The sequence below is a fragment of the Dactylosporangium sp. CA-092794 genome (assembly GCF_050948465.1).
Taxonomy (GTDB): Bacteria; Actinomycetota; Actinomycetes; order Mycobacteriales; family Micromonosporaceae; genus Dactylosporangium.
The window spans coordinates 272802-293530 of record NZ_CP192044.1; the positions used below are offsets into that span (position 1 = coordinate 272802).

Here is a 20729-nt window from a genome sequence, read left to right on the forward strand (position 1 = left end):
TCTTCACAGTAGTGGCACGATACCGTCTCAACGTGCCGTCAGACCTGCTCGCCCCGCTGCTTGACCTCGCCGATGTCGCCCCCGCCCTGGACCGCGCTCGGGCGGCGGTCGACGCCGCCATGCGCCACCGCGCCCTGCGCCGCTCCGGCGGCCAGGTCGCCGCGGAGGTGGCGCTGCGCACCTCGGTGGCCAGCGCCGCGCTCGACACGCACGGCTTCGATCTGGAGGGCGTGCGCGCCGGCGTGGTCACCGACCCCGTCGTGCACGGCGCATTGCGCGCCACGGCCGCCCTGGACGGGCTGACGGCCACCTGGACGCGCGCACCCCGGCAGGCGCTGGCCAGGCTGCACACGCTGGCCGCGCGGGACGTGGTGGGCCCGGACGAGCTGGGCCGGCCGGTCGACCCGCAGGCGGCGCCCCGGCTGGACGCGCTGGCCGGCCTGGTCACGGGCGGCACCAGCGCTCCCGTGCTGTTGCAGGCGGCGGTGGTACACGCGGAACTGCTGGCCCTGAAGGCCTTCGCCGGACCCAACGGTGTCGTCGCGCGGGCCGCCGCCCGGCTGACCCTGGTGGCCGGCGGCCTAGACCCGCGCGGGCTGCTCGCGATGGATGTGGGTCACCGCGGCCGCGAGCCGGAGTACGTCGGGTCGGCCAACGCCTTTGCCACCGGTACCCCCGATGGAATCCGATCATGGCTTCGGCACTATGCGGCGGCGGCCGAGCGGGCCGCGGAGGAGCTCACCGAGGTGTGCGAGTCGATCACACAGTGAACGGCGCCTCAATGGGAAGGAGGCGCCGTCACACACGTCCGACCGGGTTACCAGGCGTGCACATCAAGTCCGTTTGCAGCGGTCCTCGCGGATCCGCTGTAACGCGCCTACCGCGGCTGGTCGCTCGTGGGTGCCCGGTGGCCGTGCACGAGATCCGACTCGCTTCTCCCGTCCGACCTCGCACTTTCCTTTCTACGCCGGGCTCGGCTCGATCGGAACCCCTGCCCCGCAGAATGTGACTGCTGTGGTCCGCGTGGCCCCTGTTGGCTCAGGTGACCCGCGACTTCAGGCCCGGGGTGGTCGGGGCCTTGGGCTCAGGTGGCCGGTGCGGCGGCGAGCTGGGCGGCGCGGGCGCGGCGGTAGCGGCTGTAGAGCGCGATGCCGATCGCCAGCGCCGCGCCGAGCCCGATCGCCGCCGCGGCCACCGGCACGGCCGGGCGCTCGCGCAGCCGCCGGCTCAGCGGGATCGGGTGGCGGAACTCGAGCGCCGGCCAGCCGCGCTCGGCCGCGATGCGCCGCAGCCCGCGGTCGGGGTTGACCGCGGTCGGGTGCCCGACCAGGCTGAGCAGCCCGGCGTCGGTGACGGAGTCGCTGTAGGCGAAGCACGCGGACAGGTCGTAGTCGCGCTCGGTGGCCAGCTCCTTGGCCGCGACCACCTTGTTGGGCCCGGCCGCATAGAAGTCGATCTCGCCGGTGTAGCAGCCGTCCTCGCCAACGTTCATGCGCGTGGCAATGATGTCGGTGATGCCCAGCTGCTCGCCGATAGGTCGGACCATCTCCTCGCCGGAGGACGAGACGAGGACCACATCCCGGCCCGCCGCGCGGTGCTCCTGGATGAGCGCCACGGCCTCGGCGTAGATATACGGGCTGATCAGCTCTTCCAGCGTTTCCCGCACGATCTGGCGGACCTGCTCGGCGCGCCAGCCCTTGACCAGCGCGGCCAGATAATCCCTGGTGCGGCCCATGGTCTGCTCGTCGGAGCCGCCGCCCACCCGGAATATCAGCTGCGCGTAGGCGCCTTTGATGACATCGCGGCGGCTGATCAGGCCGTCTCGATAGAACGGTCGACCGAACGCCAAGGCGCTTGACTTGGCGATCACCGTTTTGTCCAGGTCGAAAAACGCGGCGCTACGCCCCACGGCGGGCAAGTGTAGCGTTGCGGGGCGACCTGTGGAGTCCTGAGTTGACACAAGACGGTCCAAAGCCCGACTGGATCACGCTCGGCTCGCAACCGGTCACGCCGGAGTTACCTCAGAGTGAAATATTGATTGGCGTCCTGGGCGTGTTGAAGGCCGGTCCTACTCGACGTATGGCGGTCGACTCAGGCATGCTTATGTTTGCGACGAGGTTTCACGTCCTCAAGACTGAGACCCGTTATTGACCCTCGGCGGTTGCACCCCCCGTGACCGCTGAGCGGGTTCGGCTCGACCCCCCCGGAGCCGAACCCCCCGGCGACCCCCGTCACCCCCCGGCGGGGGTCGTCCCCTCTGTAGCCAACTTCGGCCGTCGCGGCCCGGTCAGGGCCTATCTGCGCAGGTTGCCGGACTTCAGCCACATGGCCTTCGGGCACTGGCTGCTGACTTTCATCACTATCGACGCAAGTTAGCCAGCATTGACGCCCGATGCTTTGTTGAAACTTCACCAACTGGGGTGCACGCCCCAACTTTTTTTTGATTCGGTACTCCCGGATGCCTCGCCCGTCCTGGGGCGATTTGTCGGGGTTTACATAGCAGATCGACTTCCTCCGTGGGAGTTATCCACAAGCGGCAGGTTATCCACAGTTCAGGCCTCGGCGGCCAGCAGTCGGACGCCGGATGACGTCAAGGTGAGCGCTGTTCGCCGAACCGCTCGCGACCGTGGAGCCTGCCGTGCACCGACCATTGCTCGTCACCGACGATCCCGCACTGCTGCAGGAGATCGTCACGCTCGCCGCCGGGCTCGCGCTCGACCTCGACGTCGTGCCCGGGCCCGAGCCGGCCCGCCGCCGATATCCCACCGCCCCGCTGGTGCTCATCGGCGACGAGGTGGCCCCGGCGTGTGCCCGGGCCCGGCTGCCGAGGCGCTCCGGGGTGCTGCTCGTCGCCCGCAGTCATGGGATGGCTCGGCTCACCGCGCTCGCCGAGGCGGTCGGCGCCGGCGATGTCGTGCGGTTCCCCACGGGGGCGGGGTACCTCGTCGGGCGGCTGTTGAACCCGACGGCCCCGGCCGCCCTCGCGACCGCGGTGCGCGGGCGGATCGTCGCCGTCGTCGGCGGTCGCGGCGGTGCGGGCGCGACCGTGCTCGCCGCCGGCCTGGCCATCACCGCCGGCCGGATCGGCCTGCGTTCGCTGCTCGTCGACGCCGACCCGCTCGGCGGCGGCGTCGACCTGGTCCTGGGCTGGGAGGACGTGTCCGGGCTGCGCTGGCCCGCGCTGTCGGCAACCAGCGGCGCGGTCGACCCGCCCGCGCTGGTCAACGCCCTGCCCAGCCGCGGCGCCGTGGCCGTGCTGTCCTGCGGCGGCGACGCGCAGGTCACGCTGCCGCACGAGGCGATGGCGACCGCACTGGATGCCGGCAGCCGGGGCCGCGACCTGGTCGTCGCCGACCTGCCCCGCCGGCTCGACGAGGCCGCCGTGCTCGCGCTGCAAGCCGCCGACCGGGTGCTGCTGGTCGTGCCGGCCGAGTTGCGCGCCTGCGCCGCGGCCGGGCGGGTCGCCGCGACGCTCGCCCCGCACACCGACGCCGTGCAGGTCGTGGTGCGCGTCCCGGCGCCCGGCCGGCTGCGGGCCCGGCACGTCGCCCGTTCGCTGGGCCTGCCGGTGGCCGGCACGCTGCGCGCGGAGCGCGGGCTGCCGCGGCGGCTGGAGCGTGGCGCGCCGCCGGCCGCCCGCGGGCGGGGCCCGCTCGCCGCGCTGTGCCGGCGCATCCTCGGCGACGTCGGCCTCCGGCGGGGAGCGGCGGCATGAGGGCCGCGCGCACCGCCCCGCCGCGCAACCGGGCGGCCGTTCCGCCCGAGCCCGGGCCCGTTGCGGCGGAGGAGGCGCCGGCACTGGGCGCCGATGCCGTAGCGCTGGCCGGGTTCTCGACCGACCTCGCCGACCGGGTGCGGGCCCGGCTGGCCCACGTCGATGCGGAGGCGAGCCAGGAGACGGTCATCGCCGCGATCCAGGCCGAGCCGGATGGGGCGCTGCTCGGCCGTAGCGTGCTCAAAAAGCTCGCCACGCAGATCGTCGGCGAGATGACGGGCGCCGGGCCGCTGGCGTCGCTGCTGGCCGACCCCGCCATCACCGACGTGCTGGTCAACCGCGACATCGTCTGGATCGACCGGGGCAGCGGGCTGCTGCGGGTGGCGGGCAAGCTCAACGATCCGGCGGACGTGCGCAAGTTCGCCCAGCGAATGGCGTCCAACGCGGGGCGCCGGCTCGACGACGCCAGCCCGTTCGTGGACGTGCGGCTCCCCGACGGCACCCGCATGCACGCGGTGCTCGAGCCCGTGGGGCCGGGCGGGCCGTATCTGTCGCTGCGCACCACGCGGCCGCAGGCGTTCACCTTCGACGAGCTGGTTCGGTGCGGCACGTTCGACCCCGGCGCGGCGGAGTTGCTGCTGGCCGTGGTGCGGGCACGGTTGCCGTACCTGGTGACCGGCGGCACCGGCACCGGCAAGACCACGGTGCTGGCGACGCTGTTGTCGGCGGTGCCGCACCGGGAGCGGCTGGTCGTCGTCGAGGACGCCGCCGAGCTGCAGCCGCGGCACCCGCACGTGGTGACGCTGCAGGCCCGGACGCCCAACGTGGAGGGCGCGGGCGCGGTGACGCTGCGCGACCTGGTGCGGCAGGCGCTGCGGATGCGGCCCGACCGGCTCATCGTCGGCGAGTGCCGGGGCGCCGAGATCGTCGATCTGCTCGGCGCGCTCAACACCGGCCACGAGGGCGGTGCGGCGACGCTGCACGCCAACTCGCCGGCCGACGTGCCGGCCCGCCTGGAGGCATTGGGGCTGCTGGGCGAGGTGTCCCGCGCGGCCCTGCACGCCATGGTGATCTCGGCGCTGCGGGTCGTCGTGCACCTGCGGCGCGCACCCGACGGCCGGCGCGAGCTCACCGAGATCTGCGTGCTCTCGGCCCACCCCGACCGGCACACGGCCGTGGTGGCGACGGCGTGGCGGCGCGGCACCGGGCCCGGCCCGGCCGCCGCGGAGCTCGATGCGCTGCTCGTCGGGCGCGGCGTGAACCCGCCTCGGCCGCAGACGAAGTGGCAGTACACGCCGGGCAGGGGCTGGGGATGAGCGCCGTCGATCTGGCCATCGCCGCCGGCGTGGCCCTGACCGCCGGCTGGGTCTGGTTCTGGCTGCACCGCCGCGGCCCGCGGGCGCGGCTGGCCCGCCTGACCCGCACCGCCCGCATCGGCGCCGCGACCGCGAGCGCCGCCTCGGGCACCCGCCCGACCGCCGGCAACGGCATGCAGCGTCGCCGTTTGGCGGAGCGCGCGGGACGGGCGCTGCTGCGTCGTCCGGTGGCGGCCGTCGGTGCCGTGATGGCGCTCAACGCCGGGGTGGCGGTGCTGTTCGCTGGTCCGGTGGCGGCCGTCGTCGCGGCGCTTTACACCCTGATGGCCCTCGTCGCCGCCCGCCGGGCCCTGCTCCGGCGCGACGGCGAGCGGGCGGTGGCCGCGCTGCTCGACACGATCGACGCGACCGCCGAGGGGCTGCGCGCCGGCACGATCCCGGACGCCGCCGCGGCCGCCGGGGAACTGTTGCCGGCCCCGCCGACCCCGCCCGCCGGGTCAGGGCCGGGACGGTCGGCCGAGGCGGCGCAGGTGGCGCGGGCGCGGGTCAGGGCGGCGTATCGGCTGAGCGAGAGCCTGGGCGTGCCGTTGGCGGACCTGCTGGACCGGGTGGACGCCGATCTACGGACCGGGCAGGCGCTGCGCGGCGGGGTCGCCGCCCAGCTCTCCGCGGCCCAGGCCACTGCTGGGGTGCTGCTGGCGTTGCCCGTGGCCGGGCTGTGGGTGGGCGCCGCGCTCGGCACCCACCCGGCGCACCAGCTGCTGCACACCCCGCTCGGCGCCGCCTGCGCGGTCGTCGCGGTCGCCCTGCAGTGCGGCGGGTTCCTGTGGACCGGCCGGATGGTCCACGCCGTTACCGCGGAGGTGCACTGATGCGGGCATGGGTGCGCTGGTCGGCGGCGGTGCTGGCCGGGCTGAGTATTGCGCTGGCGATCCGGGGCGCCGGGGGCCTGGCGGCCGGGGTGGCGACCGTGGCCGGGTGCGGGATGCTGCTGCGCCGGGTCGAGTCGTCGCGGGCCCGCCGGGAACGGGTGACGGCCCGCTCCGACCTGCCGTTCGCGGCCGACCTGCTGGCCGCCGCGCTGCGGTCCGGCGCGCCGCCGGACCGGGCCGCGCTCGCGGTCGGTGAGGTGCTGGGCGGGCCGGTCGGGCTGCGGCTGCGGCGGGCCGGCCGGGCGCTGCGCCTGGGTACCGCTCCCGAGACGGCCTGGGCGCACCTGTCCGACCTGCCGGGCGGGGCCCGGTTCGCCCGGGCGGCGACGCGCAGCGCCGAGCACGGCATCGCGCTGACCCGGACCCTCGACCGGCAGGCGGCCGACCTGCGCACGGCCAAGGCGGCCGCCGCGGAGGCCGCGGTCCGCCGGGTCGGCGTGCTCGCGGTGCTGCCGGTCGGCCTGTGCTTCCTGCCCGCGTTTGTGCTGGCCGGCGTCGTGCCGGTGGTGATTGCCGTGATCCGCGACGTGTTCGTCGCGCTGTGAGCCCGAAGGAGCGCTTGAGCCTGAAGGAGCGCTGTGAGACCGAAGGAGCGCTGTGAGACCGAAGGAGTTCTGTCCGTGATGCAGTGGAGGAATCTACCCGTGTATGTCAAGAAGTCCCGCCGCTGGCCCGTCCACCGGCGGGAACAGGGCTCGATCAGCGTCGAGTACGCGATGGTCATGGTCGTCGCCGTCGTGCTCGCCGGCATCCTGCTGGCGATCGTGTCCTCGGACGCGATGCGCGCCCACCTGACCGCGCTCGTCATGCGGAGCATCGGATGAGCGCCCGCCGACGAAGAGGCACCGGCACGCTCGGCCGGACGCCGTCCCGGGACCGCAAGCAGGCCCCGCGCCCGTCGTCCCCCGCGCACCGCCGGCCCACCACCCCACCGCCGGCGCTTCCGTCGCACACCCGGCGCGAGGAGCGACCGGCACCGGCCCGGTCACACGCCTGGCGAACCGACCCGCCGGCGGCGGTTCGGTCGGTCGCTGGGCGGGACGAGTCGCTGGTGTCGGTCGGGTCGCATGCCAGGCGGGACGAGCCGCCGGCACCGGCCCGGGGCTCGGGCGGCACGGTTTTTGTATCGAGGGCGGCGAAGGGCGCCGGCATGGGGCCGCTCGCCGTGCTGCCCAAAGATGAGGTCGAGAGCAAGGCGAGGCGCGACAGCGGCCGGACGACGCATTGCGCGCGGCATCGGCAGGACCGGGAGCGCGGGGCGGCCGCGATCGAGGTGGCGTTCGTGCTGCCGGTGATCGCGTTGTTCCTGCTCGGGCTCATGACGGCCTACACGGCGCTGTTCGCGAAGCTGGACTGCACGTATGTCGCCGGCACCATTGCCCGGGCGGTGGCGCGCGGTGAGGCGGCGCCGGCGGTCGGCTCGGAGATCCTGCCCGAGGGCAGCGAGGTGAACGTCGAGCACGACGGAGAGCTGGTGCGGGTGACGGTGCGCATGCGGGTGCACCTGCTGATGCTCTCCGGCCTGATGGTCGAGGAGCGTGCGGTGGCGATGGCCGAACCCGAGCCGGGGGACGGGCCATGAGGCGATGGCGCCGCGGGGAGCGGGGATCGGCCTCGGTGATCACGCTTGGCGCCGGGGTGGCCCTGACGGTGCTCGCCGCCGGGATGCTCACCGTGGCCGGGGCGCTCGTCGCCCGGTATCGGGCGGGCAACGCCGCCGATTCGGGGGCGCTGGCGGGGGCGCTGTTCGCCTTCGACGGAGAGGTGGCGGCCTGCGCGGCGGCCGGGCGGCTGGTGGGCGAGAACGGCGCGTGGCTGGTGGCCTGCGCGGTGGCCGGGCCGATCGTCACGGTGAGCGTCGACGTGCGGACGAGCTCCGGGCTCACCGTTCACGCCACCGCGCGGGCCGGGCCGGTCATGGCCGGCTGAGGCCGAGAACGAGGGGGCGCCGTTGGTGAGCTGAGCGGCCTAGCCGCGGGATAGGTGGGAGAGGACCAAGGAGAGGAGGCGGGCGGCCTCGGGCTTGTTCAGCGGGTTGTTGCCGTTGCCGCATTTCGGGGACTGCACGCACGACGGGCAGCCGTGTTCGCAGCGGCACGTGGTGATGGCGCGGTGGGTCGCGGTCAGCCAGGTCGCGGCGGTGGCGTAGGCGCGTTCGGCGAAGCCGGCGCCGCCTGGGTGGCCGTCGTAGACGAAGATCGTGGGCAAGCCGGTGTCGGCGTGGGCGGCGGTGGAGAGGCCGCCGATGTCCCAGCGGTCGCAGGTGGCCACGAGCGGGAGGAGGCCGATCGCGGCGTGCTCCGCGGCGTGGAGGGCGCCGGGCCACTCGACGTCGGGGATCCCGGCCGCGTCCAGGGCCTCGGGGTCGATGGTCCACCAGACGGCGACCGTGCGCAGGATGCGCTCGGGTAGGTCGAGGGGGCAGGTCTCGATCACCTCGCCGGAGACCAGGCGGCGGCGCTGGTAGCTGACCACCTGGTTGGTGACCTCGACCTCGCCCAGGCTGAGCGTTACCGGGCCGGTGGCGCGGCTCTCGCGCACCGAGAGCACCGTCATCGACGTGACGTCGCGGGGGTGGGTGCTCCAGTCCGGGTCCTCGGCGTGGACCAGGGCGGCCGAGTCGGCGAGGTCGAGCTTGTCGACGACGTAGGTGGCGCCCTGGTGCAGGTACACCGCGCCGGTGTGGACCTGGTGGTGGGCGGAGCCGGTGTCGACCGTGCCCAGGAGCCGGCCGGTGGCCGACTCGACGACGGCGATCGGGCCGCCGCCGGCGCCGCGGAGGTCGACGTCGGGGCGGTCGCGCTCGGTCCAGTACCAGCCCGAGGGGCGGCGGCGGAGCATGCCGGCGGCGACCAGGGTGTCCAGCAGATCTGCCGCGCCGGGGCCGAAGAGGGGGAGGTCGGCCTCGGTCAGCGGCAGCTCGGCGGCGGCGCAGCACAGCTGCGGAGCCAGGACGTGAGGGTTGGCCGGGTCGAAGACGGTGGCCTCGACCGAGCGGCCGAAGAGGGCCTCGGGGTGGTGCACGAGATACGTGTCGAGGGGGTCGTCGCGGGCGACCAGGGTGCAGGTCGCGGACCGGCCGGCGCGGCCCGCGCGGCCGGCCTGCTGCCACAGGGAAGCGAGGGTGCCGGGGTAGCCGGACATGATGACGGCGTCGAGGCCGGTCAGGTCGACGCCCAGCTCGAGCGCGTTGGTGGAGGCCAGGCCGAGCAGCCGGCCGTCCATGAGGTCGCGCTCCAGCGCGCGGCGGTCCTCGCGCAGGTAGCCCGCCCGGTAGGCGGCGACGCGGGAGCCGAGGCCGGGGACCGCGCTGTCGAGGCGGTGGCGGGCCATCGTCGCGACGAGCTCCGCCCCTTTACGGGAGCGGACGAAGGCCAGTGTGGGTACCCCCGCGGAAACCGACTCGGCCAGCAGGGTAGCGGTGTCGGTGAGGGCGGAGCGGCGCGGGCCGTCGTCGGTGAGCAGCGGGGGCTCCCACAGGTTGAACGTGATCTCGCCGCGCGGGGAGGCGTCCTCGGTGAACGCGGTCATGGGCAGGCCGGTGAGCCGCTCGCCGGAGGCCGCCGGGTCGCCCGACGTCGCGGACGCCAGCACGAAGCACGGCTGCGCGCGGTAGCGGACGGCCAGCCGGCGCAGGCGGCGCAGCACGTGGGCGACGTGCGAGCCGAAGATGCCGCGGTAGGCGTGGCATTCGTCGACCACGACGTAGCGCAGGCCGCGCAGGAACCGGGCCCAGGCGGCGTGGCCGGGCAGGATGCCGTGGTGGAGCATGTCGGGGTTGGTGAGCACCACCCGGGCGTGCTGGCGGACCCAGTCGCGCTCCTCGCGGGAGGTGTCGCCGTCGAACGTGGCCGGATACAGGCCCGGCAGGCCGAGGTCGGTGAGCGAGCGCAGCTGGTCGGCGGCGAGGGCCTTGGTCGGTGCGATGTAGAGCACCGTGGCCCGCTGGTCGGTCAGCAGCCGCGACAGCGCGGGCAGCTGGTAGGCCAGCGACTTGCCGGAGCCGGTGCCGGTCGCGACCACGGTGTGGACGCCCTGCCAGGCGGCCGTGGCGGCCTCGGCCTGGTGGCGCCAGGGGGCGAAGCGGAACGCCGCGCGGAGCGGCTCCGGCACCCACTCGGGCCAGGGGACGACGACGCCCTCGCGGCGCGGGAGCGTTTCGGTGTGGAGCAGCACGCTCAGCACTGTAAAACAGATGTTCGAAACCTGGTGCGCGGTACACGCGCGCGGGATATGGGAAAGGGGGTGGAGCGTCGCCTGAGCGGGGCGTCGATGGTTAGATGCCCGTGGAGGGCATGCACATTTCGGCCGCCAGAGGAGGAGGTCCGCATGGAGCTGTCGCTGTCGACGTACGACTCCGGCGACCACACGGTGCTCGAAGTCGGCGGTGAGGTGGACGTCTACACCGCCCCACGGCTGCGCGAGAAGCTCGTCGAGCTCGTCGAGCAGGGTTCCCGGCACGTCGTCGTCGACCTCAGCCGGGTGGAGTTTCTCGACTCGACCGGGCTCGGCGTGCTGGTCGGCGCCCTCAAGCGGCTCCGCGCGGTCAACGGCTCGTTCGGGCTGGTGTGCGCGCACGAGCGGCTGCTCAAGATCTTCCGGATCACCGCCCTGGACCGGGTGTTCTCGCTGTATGACACCGTGGCCGCCGCGACCGCCGCGACCGGCGCGGGCACCGAACCCCCGGCATAGGTAGGTCCATGCCCACGGTACGACTCTCCTTCTCGCCGGCGCCCGCCCACGTCCGCACGGCGCGCCTCGTCGGCGTGGCCGTCGCGCGGCGGGCGGGCGTGGCCGAGGAACTGCTCGAGGAGGTCCGGCTGGCGATCGGCGAGGCGTGCTCCCGCGCGGTCGCGCTGCACCGCTCGCACGGCCTCGACGACCTGGTCGACGTCGCCATGGCCGACGGCGACCGGTTCACCGTCCGGGTGGTCGACCGCGCGGCCAACGGCGCGATGGTCACCCGCGCACCGCAGGACGAGGCCGTCGTCCTGCTGTCCGATCCGGCGCTGCCGCTGACCGCCCCGCCGGACCTGCTGGCGGAGGAGGCGGTCGCCGCGCGGATGGGCCTGGCGCTGCTGGCCGGGCTCGTGGACGATCTCAACGTGTCCGAATTATCCGAAGGTGTCGGCACCGAGGTCCGGATGTCCTGGCCACTGGAGCGCCCCGGCGATTGATGATCATCGCCGATCGACCGAGTGCGATTTGTGCAATCGCGCAAGTCGGTGTGACCACGACCACGCAGGGCGGCTAGAGTACGGCGATCGTGTATGACGGCCCTGGTCATTGGGTACCTCGGTCGCTCAGCACGGGCTCCCCGCGTGGAGAACCGCCGCCGGCCTGACCGCTCGCGGCGCTGTCATGTGTCGGTACAGGAGGACAACGAATGTCCAATTCACTCGCCGCTGCCGGCGAGATTTCCCTTTCCGGGAGCAACCTGAGCTATATCGTGGTCGCGCTCGTCATCGCCTTCGTGGCGTTGGGCTTCGCCGCGGTGCTGGTCAGGGCGGTCCTCGCGACCGGCCGGGGCACCCCGAAGATGCAGGAGATCGCCGGGGCGGTACAGGAGGGCGCGACCGCGTACCTCGTGCGGCAGTTCAAGACCCTCGGCATCTTCGTGGTCATCGCGGTGGTGCTGCTGTTCCTGCTTCCGGTGAACGACTCCGGAGCCAACGAAACCTTGATCAAGATCGGCCGGTCGGCGTTCTTCATCGTCGGCGCGGTCTTCTCGGCCTTCATCGGTGGCGCCGGTATGGCGCTGGCCACCCGCGCCAACCTGCGCGTCGCGGCGGCGGCCCGGGAGGACGGCGGCCGGGAGAAGGCGATGCAGATCGCGTTCCGCACCGGTGGCGTGGTCGGCTTCCTCACCGTGGGCCTGGGACTGTTCGGCGCGGCCCTGGTGGTGCTCATCTTCAAGGGCGACGCGCCCATCGTGCTCGAGGGCTTCGGCTTCGGCGCGGCCCTGCTGGCGATGTTCATGCGGGTCGGCGGCGGCATCTTCACCAAGGCCGCCGACGTCGGCGCCGACCTGGTCGGCAAGGTTGAGCAGGGCATCCCCGAGGATGACCCGCGCAACGCGGCGACCATCGCCGACAACGTGGGCGACAACGTCGGCGACTGCGCCGGCATGGCCGCCGACCTGTTCGAGTCCTACGCCGTGACCCTGGTCGCGGCGCTGATCCTGGGCCGGGCCGCGTTCGGCGAGCACGGCCTCGTGTTCCCGCTGATCGTGTCGACCATCGGCGTGATCATCGCGTTCCTGGGCGTTGCGCTCACCCGCCTGCGCAAGTCCGACCGCAACGGCCTGGTCGCGATCAACCGGGCGTTCTACATCTCCGCGATCGCCTCGGCGGTGCTGGTCAGCATCGCCGCGCTGTTCTACCTGCCGACCAGCTGGAGCAAGCTGCTCGGCGACGGCTGGCGGGCCACGCTCAACCTGGGTGACGGTGACAACCCGCCGTTCGGCCCGCACGTCACCGCCATCATCGCCGTGATCATCGGCATCGCGCTGGCCGCGATCATCCAGGCGCTCACGGGGTACTTCACCGAGACCGAGCGCCGTCCGGTCAGGGACATCGGCAAGAGCGCGCTCACCGGCCCCGCCACGGTGGTGCTCGCCGGCGTCAGCGTCGGCTTCGAGTCGGCCGTCTACTCGGCCATCGTCATCGGCGCGGGCGTCTTCGGTGCCTTCCTGCTCGGTGGCGGTTCGATCACCCTCTCGCTGTTCGCGGTCGCCATGGCCGGCACCGGCCTGCTCACCACCGTCGGTGTCATCGTCGCCATGGACACCTTCGGCCCGATCAGCGACAACGCGCAGGGCATCGCGGAGATGTCCGGCGACATCGACGAGCGCGGCGCCCGCACGCTGACCGAGCTCGACGCGGTCGGCAACACCACCAAGGCGATCACCAAGGGCATCGCGATCGCCACCGCGGTGCTCGCCGCCACCGCCCTGTTCGGCTCGTACACCGACACCATGCGCAACGCGCTGGCCGATGCCGGGTCGAAGCTGTCCACCGACGCGTTGCTCAACGTCGCCAACCCGAGCAACCTCGTCGGCCTGCTCATCGGGGCCGCGGTCGTGTTCCTGTTCTCCGGCCTCGCGATCAACGCCGTGGCCCGCTCCGCGGGCGCCGTCGTGTTCGAGGTCCGGCGGCAGTTCCGCGAGTTCCCGGGCATTATGGACGGCTCGCAGCGGCCGGAGTACGGCAAGGTCGTCGACATCTGCACCCGCGACGCCCAGCGTGAGCTGATCACGCCGGGCCTGCTCGCGGTCATGGCGCCGATCGCGGTCGGCTTCGGCCTCGGCGTCGGCCCGCTGGCGGCGTACCTGGCCGGCGCGATCGGCACCGGCACGCTCATGGCGGTGTTCCTGTCCAACTCCGGTGGGGCCTGGGACAACGCGAAGAAGCTGGTCGAGGACGGCGTCCATGGCGGCAAGGGCTCGCCCGCGCATGCCGCGACGGTCATCGGCGACACCGTCGGTGACCCGTTCAAGGACACCGCCGGCCCGGCCATCAACCCGCTGCTCAAGGTCATGAACCTGGTCTCCCTGCTCATCGCCCCGGCCGTGGTCACGGTTACGGTCGGCGACGGCAGCCGGGTGTTCCGGTTCGTGATCGCGATCGCCGCGGTGCTCGTCATCGCCGGTGCGGTGGTGCTGAGCAAGCGCAAGCCGGTCGCCGTCGACGCCGGCAACGGCGCCGCCTCGCAGGAGGAGGCGCCGGAGAAGGTCACCGCCTGACCCGATCCACGCGCGACACCGCGACGCTCCGGCCGGATTCCGGCCGGAGCGTCGTGTTTTCTCGAACAGACGATCGGATCTACGCTGCTTGTCATGCGCGCCGCCCGCCTCCTCGTCGCCGCCCTCCTCTGCTGCGCGGCGGCCGGGTGCGGCGGCGACGGGGTCGAGCCGCGGCAGTGGGCCCGGTCGGTGTGCACCGCGCTCACCCCGTGGCGGGCCGAGATCGCCGACCTGACCGCGAAGGCGCAGCAGCAGTTGCAGGCGGCCCGCACGCCGGCCGAGACCAAGACCAACATCGTGGAGCTGCTGGACGGCGCCGAGTCCGCCAGCGAGAAGGCCCGGGCCGGCGTCGACGGCGCCGGCGTGCCCGACGTCGAGGACGGCAAGAAGGTCGCCGAGCAGTTCACCGCGTCGCTGTCCAAGGCCCGCGACGCCTACGGCAACGCCAAACGCACCGTGTCCGAGCTGCCCACGGCCGACGGGAAGGCCTTCTATGCGGCGGTCGGCAAGGCGTTCACGACGCTCAAGGACGACTACGAGCGCAGCGCGATCGACCCGGCCCACACCGGCCCGGCCGACCTGCAGCGGGCGTTCGACGAGGTGCCCGAGTGCCGGTGACGCCGGCCCGCGGCCGGCAACTGTCGCTGTTCGGGGTCGAGGCGCGCCCGCCCGCGCCGATCGACCTGGAGGGCCTGCTCGCCGGCGCCGGCCAGGTCGGCCGGATGGGCGGCACCGGCCGGGTGTCGATCGTGGTCGACGACGCCTGGCGCTGCGCCGTGCTGCGCACCGAGCTGGAGGGGCGCGGCCTGGTGGTGACCTGCGAGCCGGCCGAGGAGGAGCGCTGGGCGCTGCGCACGGCCTACTCCGCCGCGCTGGCCCCGCTCGCCGCGCGCTGGCTCGACGAGGACGGCCTCAAGCTGTGCCCACCCGGGCTGGCGCTGGACGGGCGGCGGCTGCGGCTGTGGGTCGCGGCCGCGGGCGACTACGACGGCCCCCGCGCCTACCTGCTGCGCCTCGCGCCGCGTCCCCGCCCCGCACCGGTCGATCCGGATATTAGCGAAGATTCCGGATATGGTACCGCGGAAGCTTTCTTCGAGTCCGAGGTCGACTTGACCCCACAAAGTCCCCCAAACGGGTCGAACGGCGAAGCCCTCCACATGATCAAACGGCCACGGCGCGACGACCGGCCGAATGTCAGAAAGCGCAAGAGCGAGAGTAAAATCACAGCCTTCGATCCGGGCCCCGACGAGTTCGCCGATGCCGAGGACTTCTTCGGCGACGTAGCGACCGACGAGTGGCCCGATTCGGGAGTGGGCGACCTGCCCACCGTCGTGCTCGATCCGGTGACGGAGCCGCGGCCGGATCCGGCCGCGGCGCCCGACCCGCCGGAGCGGGAGGCCGGCATCGACCGGCAGGTGGCGGACAACTGGATCGCCGTCGGCGACGCATTGCTGGCGGTCGGACTCCCGGCCGTCCTGGTCGCCGCGGAATCGGGCGGCCCCGCGTATCGCATCGTCGGCCCCCGCCGCATCACCCGCCTCGCGGAGCTGGTCGGCGAGCCCCCGGCGGAAGCGCCGGCGGGCGTCTGGCCGGGCTGACCATTCGGGGCGGATCCGCGTTCCGCAGGGGTGGAAACGCGACCGCCGAGCTGCCGACAAACCCCCACAAACACCGCAGCGGTTGCGACACGTTCGCAAGATCGGGCAGGTCGTGGTTGTGCATGGGTGTACCGTGGCGCCGATCGGCGTGTCGCGAGCCGACCGCCGGGGCGTCCCATTGCGCAACTCGGCGCGAAGGCGCGCGTTACGTTTGACGTCTGTCCGTCCGCACCGGGGAGAACTGTGCCGAACTCCGCCAACACAAAGCGGCTGGTGATCGTGGAGTCGCCGGCGAAGGCCAAGACGATTTCGGGCTACCTGGGCCCGAATTACCTCGTCGAGGCCAGTTTTGGCCATGTCCGGGATCTGCCGGTGGGCAAGAAAGACATGCCCGACGCGCTGAAGAGCAAGCCGTGGGCCTACCTGGGCGTCGACATCGACAACGATTTCGCCCCGGTCTATATCATCTCGGCCGACCGGCGCAAGCAGATCAGCCGGCTCAAAGACCTGCTCAAGCAGGCCGACGAGGTCTACCTCGCCACAGATGAGGACCGCGAGGGCGAGGCGATCGCCTGGCACCTGCTGGAGACGCTCAAGCCCAAGGTGCCGGTCCGCCGGATGGTCTTCCACGAGATCACCCGCCCGGCGATCCAGGCCGCGGTCGCCAACCCGCGCGAGATCAACCGCTCGCTGGTCGACGCCCAGGAGGCGCGGCGCATCCTCGACCGCCTCTACGGCTACGACGTGTCCACCGTGCTGTGGAAGAAGGTCCAGCGCGGCCTGTCCGCCGGGCGCGTGCAGTCCGTGGCGACCCGGATCGTGGTCGAGCGGGAGCGACAGCGGATGCGGTTCCGCTCGGCCGAGTACTGGGACATCATCGCCAAGCTGCTGCCGGAGAACGAGACCCGCACCTTCAACGCGACGCTGATCGCGATTGACGGTGACCGGGTCGCTACCGGGCGTGACTTCGACCCGGAGACCGGCCAGGTCCGCCCCGGCGCCGGCGTCATCCACCTCGACGAGACCGGCGCCCGCGGCCTGGCCGCGCGCCTGGAGGGCCGGCCGTTCACGGTCACCCGGGTCGAGGAGAAGCCGTATCGCCGCAAGCCCTACCCGCCGTTCATCACCTCGACGCTGCAGCAGGAGGCGGCCCGCAAGCTGCGGCTGTCCTCGGCGCAGACGATGCGGGTCGCCCAGCGGCTGTATGAGAACGGCTACATCACCTACATGCGTACCGACTCGGTGAACCTCTCCGAGGCGGCGATCGCGGCGGCCCGCCAGCAGATCCAGGACCTGTTCGGGGCCAAGTCGGTGCCGCCGCAGCCCCGGCGGTACACCGGCAAGGTCAAGAACGCCCAGGAGGCGCACGAGGCGATCCGCCCGGCCGGCGACGCCTTCCGCACCCCCGGCGACGTGGCCAAGGAGCTCAACGCCGAGGAGCTGCGGCTCTACGAGCTGATCTGGCGGCGCACGATCGCCTCGCAGATGACCGACGCGGTCGGCAACAGCACGTCGGTGCGGATCAACGCGGTCACCCCGGCCCAGGAGTCGGTCGACTTCGGCGCCAGCGGCAAGACGATCACCGACCCGGGCTTCCTGCAGGCCTACGTCGAGTCCTCCGACGACGAGTCGGCCGAGGCCGACGACGCCGAGCGGCGCCTGCCGGTGCTGGTCAAGGGCCAGCCGCTGACCGAGCGGGGCCTGACCCCGACCGGCCACACTACCCAGCCGCCGCCCCGCTACACCGAGGCGTCGCTGGTCAAGGCGATGGAGGAGCTGGGCATCGGCCGGCCGTCGACCTATGCGTCGATCATGGAGACGATCAACAACCGCGGCTACGTGTTCAAACGCGGCCAGGCCCTGATCCCCTCCTTCCTCGCCTTCGCCGTGGTCGGGCTGCTGGAGCAGCACTTCCCCCGGCTGGTCGACTACGACTTCACCGCCTCGATGGAGAACGTGCTCGACGAGATCGCCAACGGCGACGAGAGCACGGTGGACTTCCTGCGCCCGTTCTACTTCGGCGGCGACACCGGCGACGAGGGCTCGGTGCCCCGCCAGGGCGGGCTCAAGCGGATGGTGACCGAGCGCCTCGGCGAGATCGACGCGCGCGGCATCAACTCGATCCCGCTGTTCCGCGACGAGGCCGGCCGCGACGTGGTGGTCCGGGTCGGCAAGTTCGGCCCCTACCTGCAGCGCTTCGTGCCCGGCGCGCCCGAGGAGGACGAGCCGGAGCGGGCCGCCGTGCCCGACGGCATCGCCCCCGACGAGCTCACGCCCGACAAGGTCGCCGAGCTGTTCGTCGGCGGCTCCGGCGGCGAGCGCAAGATCGGCGAGCACCCCGAGACCGGCGAGCCGATCGTGGTGAAGTCCGGCCGGTATGGCCCCTACGTCTCCAGCGGCGACAAGACCACGTCGCTGTTCCCGACGCAGAGCCCCGACCAGCTGACCCTCGAGGAGGCGCTGCGGCTGCTGTCGCTGCCGCGGCTCGTCGGCCACGACCCCGAGGGCGAGCCGATCATGGCCTCGCCGGGCCGCTACGGCCCCTACATCAAGCGCGGCAACGACACGCGGTCGCTGGAGAACAACGACCAACTGTTCTCGCTGACCCTGCCCCAGGCGCTGGACCTGCTGGCGGCGCCGAAGACCCGCGGCCGGGCGGCGGCCAAGCCCCCGCTGCGCGAGATGGGCGCCGACCCGCGCACCGAGAAGCCGCTGGTCATCAAGGACGGCCGGTTCGGTCCGTATGTGACCGACGGCGAGGTCAACGCCTCGCTGCGCCGCAGCCAGTCCGTCGAGGAGCTGACCATCTCCGAGGCGAGCGACATGCTGGCCGACAAGCGGGCGAAGGGCCCGGCGCCGAAGAAGGCCCGCCCGGCGGCCAAGAAGGCCGCACCGGCGGAGAAGAAGGCCGCGCCGGCCAAGAAGGCGGCGACCGGGGCGAAGCAGGCCACGGCGGCCAAGAAGACGACGGCGGCGAAGAAGACCACCACCGCGGCCAAGAAGGCCACCCCGGCGAAGAAGGCGGCCCCGAAGAAGGCCACCTCGCGCAAGGCGGCCCCTTCCGAGGACTGAGCATCACGACCGCGCCGACCGAGGCGCCGCCCGGACGTCGCCCGCGCCGGGCCGAGCCAGGCGGGGCGCAGGCCAGGCGGGGCGCAGGCCAGGCGGGGCGCAGGCCAGGCGGGGCGCAGGCCAGGCGGGGCGCAGGCCAGGCGGGGCGCAGGCCAGGCCAGGCCGGGCGGGGCGCGGGCCAGGCCGGGCTCGGGCCGAGCGCGGCGCCCCGGCGCCGATGACCGCCGTCCCGTCAGCTGCCGGCCTGGAATGCGGCCCCGCGCCCCTGTAGCGACCGTCCCGTCGGGTCGCTTCGCGCATCTAGGGGGCAGGCACGGAGCGGTCCGGCATCCGGGGTCGGGCACAGAGCGGTCCGCCATCCGGCCGCTCTGCGCATCCAGGGCGGGTCAGGCGCGGAGCGGTCCGCTATCAGGTCGGGAAGCCACCGCCGGCAGGTCGCGGTGGTGGAGCGCTCGCGGCTTGGGCGTCGGCGCGCGATGGGACGAGATCGCGAGGTCCAGCCGGTCGTCGACCTCGTGCCGATCCGCCGGATGTCTCCGTGATCATGCTGGATCGGCCGCGTGCACCACGCGTTTTTCATGATCGTGGAAGATGGATGTACGCCTGGGTACCGTATGTCTCCGGGATCATGGCGAACCCCGGGTATCGGCGTGGTGGCGTGCATGATCGCGGAGAGTTGTCGTCGTCAAATCGGATATATGCCCTGTCAGGGTATAAATCCGAAAAGTCGTGGCGCGGAGCGCCCGACTTTTCGGGGCTAGTCTCCGTCTCCCTGCCGGGCGGCCCGTTCCGGGCTGAAAATCGGTCGTGATGGTTGCGGTTCGTGGTGGTCTGTGGTGGCGTGATGCTGGTCGCCCGCTGACGTCGTGCCTCCTTGATCCGTTTGAGGTCGTGGGCTAGTCGGACGGTGGCAGCCGCGCCATGGGCCCTTCACTGTTGCTTCGAGCACGCGGATTAGCTTCACCCGTCCTGTGGCTGCCGCGGGCGACCGCCCTGGTATGTGCGCTGATGGGAGGTCGCGGGTGCTGGAGGAGACGCAGGATCGTGAGGAGATCATCGAGCGGGTCGCGGCGTTGGACATCGGCAAGGCCGAGGTGGTGTGTTGCCTGCGGGTTCCGGACGAGGCCAACCCCGGACGCCGGTTGCAGGAGGTGCGGACCTATTCCACGATGACCCGCTCGCTGGCCGGGATGGCCGAGCGGTTGCGGGAACTCGGGGTGACCCGGGTGGTGATGGAGGCGACGAGCGACTATTGGAAGCCGGCGTTCTATCTGCTGGAGGCGTACGGGTTTGACACCTGGCTGGTCAACGCCCGGGATGTCAAGCACCTGCCGGGCCGGCCGAAGACCGACCGGCTCGACGCGGTGTGGTTGTGCAAGGTTGCCGAGCGGCAGATGATCCGGCCCAGCTTCGTCCCGCCGCCACCGATCCGGGAACTGCGTGATCTGACCCGCTACCGGGTGGATCTGGTCGCCGCGGCCGGCGCGGAACGCAACCGGGCCGAGAAGCTCCTTGAAGACGCCCAGATCAAGCTGTCCGTGGTGGCCTCGGATATCTTCGGCACCTCGGGCCGGGCGATGATGGCCGCGCTGATCGACGGGCAGCGAGACCCGAAGATCCTCGCGCAGCTGGCCCGCTCCAGGCTGCGGAGCAAGATCCCGCAGTTGGAGGAGTCGTTCGTCGGGCGGTTCACCGACCATCACGGGTTCCTCCTGGCCAAGATGCTGGCCCGGGTCGATGCGATCAACGCCGACATCGCTGAGGTCGATGCCCGGATCGAGGCCCATATCGCCCCTTTCGGCGAAGCGGCGGTCCGGCTGGCTGAGATCCCCGGCGTCGGCCCGGCCGCCGCCCACGCGATCATCGCCGAGATCGGCCTGGACATGAGCCGCTTCCCCACCCCCGCGCACCTGGCCGGCTGGGCCCGGTTCGCACCCGGGATCAAGGAATCCGCCGGCCGGAAGAAGGGCAACGGCTCGACCGGGCACGGCAATCCCTACCTGGCCAGAGTCCTCGGCCAGATCGCGGTGTCCGCCGCCCGGACCCACACGTTCCTCGGCGAACGCTACCGCCGCCTCGCCCGCAGGCGAGGCGCCAAACGCGCCATCGTCGCGGTCGGCCGATCCGTGCTGACCATCATCTGGCACCTGCTGCACGACCCCGAGGCCCGCTTCCACGACCTCGGGGCCGCCTTCTACGACACACGTACCAGTACCGAACGCCGCAAACGCAACCACGTCCGCCATCTCGAAGCCCTCGGCTTCAAAGTCACCCTCGAACCCGCAGCCGCCTGACCACGTCAGACCTGGACATCCCGGCTCCGCTTCGCTACGCCGGGAGCTGCCGCCTGCC

17 protein-coding genes are annotated in these 20729 nt (G+C 72.6%); 15 read left to right on the top strand and 2 right to left on the bottom strand.

The features are described from left to right. Positions 1-32: 32 nt before the first annotated feature. A complete protein-coding gene (locus tag ACQPXD_RS01175) occupies positions 33-770 on the top strand; it encodes an oxidoreductase (RefSeq protein WP_432833915.1) in 738 nt (245 codons plus the stop codon). A gap of 314 nt (positions 771-1084) precedes the next feature. On the opposite strand, the gene ACQPXD_RS01180 is transcribed toward ACQPXD_RS01175, so the two are convergent. Then, a complete protein-coding gene (locus tag ACQPXD_RS01180; protein ID WP_432833917.1) occupies positions 1085-1918 on the bottom strand; it encodes an HAD family hydrolase in 834 nt (277 codons plus the stop codon). 720 nt (positions 1919-2638) lie between these two features. Here ACQPXD_RS01180 and ssd point away from each other — a divergent pair. The 7 genes from ssd to ACQPXD_RS01215 all read left to right on the top strand — a co-directional run bounded on the left by ssd (position 2639) and on the right by ACQPXD_RS01215 (position 7892). Continuing rightward, entirely contained in the window at positions 2639-3715 is a 1077-nt protein-coding gene (gene ssd / locus ACQPXD_RS01185; protein WP_432833919.1) for a septum site-determining protein Ssd, read from the top strand. Continuing rightward, complete coding sequence (locus tag ACQPXD_RS01190) at positions 3712-5031, top strand: TadA family conjugal transfer-associated ATPase (protein ID WP_432833921.1); 1320 nt, start codon at positions 3712-3714, stop codon at positions 5029-5031. Before ssd ends, ACQPXD_RS01190 begins: the two co-directional genes overlap by 4 nt. After that, on the top strand, positions 5028-5903 hold the full coding sequence (locus ACQPXD_RS01195; RefSeq protein WP_432833923.1) for a type II secretion system F family protein: 876 nt from the start codon (positions 5028-5030) through the stop codon (positions 5901-5903). The genes ACQPXD_RS01190 and ACQPXD_RS01195 overlap by 4 nt, the downstream gene beginning before the upstream one ends. Then, a complete protein-coding gene (locus tag ACQPXD_RS01200; protein ID WP_432833925.1) occupies positions 5903-6508 on the top strand; it encodes a type II secretion system F family protein in 606 nt (201 codons plus the stop codon). The genes ACQPXD_RS01195 and ACQPXD_RS01200 overlap by 1 nt, the downstream gene beginning before the upstream one ends. 99 nt (positions 6509-6607) lie before the next feature. Continuing rightward, the gene (locus ACQPXD_RS01205) at positions 6608-6787 is read left to right on the top strand and encodes a DUF4244 domain-containing protein (RefSeq protein WP_432833927.1); all 180 of its coding nucleotides are present in this window, start codon (positions 6608-6610) and stop codon (positions 6785-6787) included. 326 nt (positions 6788-7113) lie between these two features. Further along, positions 7114-7545, top strand: a complete 432-nt coding sequence (locus ACQPXD_RS01210) for a TadE family type IV pilus minor pilin (RefSeq protein ID WP_432833929.1) — start codon at positions 7114-7116, stop codon at positions 7543-7545. 35 nt (positions 7546-7580) lie between these two features. After that, complete coding sequence (locus ACQPXD_RS01215; protein WP_432833931.1) at positions 7581-7892, top strand: Rv3654c family TadE-like protein; 312 nt, start codon at positions 7581-7583, stop codon at positions 7890-7892. A gap of 39 nt (positions 7893-7931) precedes the next feature. Here ACQPXD_RS01215 and ACQPXD_RS01220 read toward each other — a convergent pair whose 3' ends face one another. Beyond that, positions 7932-10139, bottom strand: a complete 2208-nt coding sequence (locus ACQPXD_RS01220) for a DEAD/DEAH box helicase (RefSeq protein WP_432833933.1) — start codon at positions 10137-10139, stop codon at positions 7932-7934. 153 nt (positions 10140-10292) lie between these two features. On the opposite strand from ACQPXD_RS01220, the gene ACQPXD_RS01225 reads away from it, so the two are divergent. From ACQPXD_RS01225 to ACQPXD_RS01255, 7 genes are all read left to right on the top strand, one after another. Then, on the top strand, positions 10293-10655 hold the full coding sequence (locus ACQPXD_RS01225; protein WP_432833935.1) for an STAS domain-containing protein: 363 nt from the start codon (positions 10293-10295) through the stop codon (positions 10653-10655). Between the two features lie 8 nt (positions 10656-10663). Further along, entirely contained in the window at positions 10664-11140 is a 477-nt protein-coding gene (locus ACQPXD_RS01230) for an ATP-binding protein (RefSeq protein ID WP_432833937.1), read from the top strand. A 209-nt stretch (positions 11141-11349) separates the two neighbouring features. Beyond that, a complete protein-coding gene (locus ACQPXD_RS01235; protein WP_432833939.1) occupies positions 11350-13707 on the top strand; it encodes a sodium-translocating pyrophosphatase in 2358 nt (785 codons plus the stop codon). Positions 13708-13800: 93 nt separating this feature from the next. After that, the gene (locus ACQPXD_RS01240) at positions 13801-14325 is read left to right on the top strand and encodes a hypothetical protein (RefSeq protein ID WP_432833941.1); all 525 of its coding nucleotides are present in this window, start codon (positions 13801-13803) and stop codon (positions 14323-14325) included. Continuing rightward, positions 14316-15305: a hypothetical protein gene (locus ACQPXD_RS01245; RefSeq protein ID WP_432833943.1), complete on the top strand. Its 990-nt coding sequence runs from the start codon at positions 14316-14318 to the stop codon at positions 15303-15305. The genes ACQPXD_RS01240 and ACQPXD_RS01245 overlap by 10 nt, the downstream gene beginning before the upstream one ends. Positions 15306-15548: 243 nt before the next feature. After that, a complete protein-coding gene (gene topA, locus ACQPXD_RS01250; RefSeq protein ID WP_432833944.1) occupies positions 15549-18377 on the top strand; it encodes a type I DNA topoisomerase in 2829 nt (942 codons plus the stop codon). A 1022-nt stretch (positions 18378-19399) separates the two neighbouring features. Further along, entirely contained in the window at positions 19400-20671 is a 1272-nt protein-coding gene (locus ACQPXD_RS01255) for an IS110 family transposase (protein ID WP_432833946.1), read from the top strand. Positions 20672-20729 lie beyond the last annotated feature (58 nt).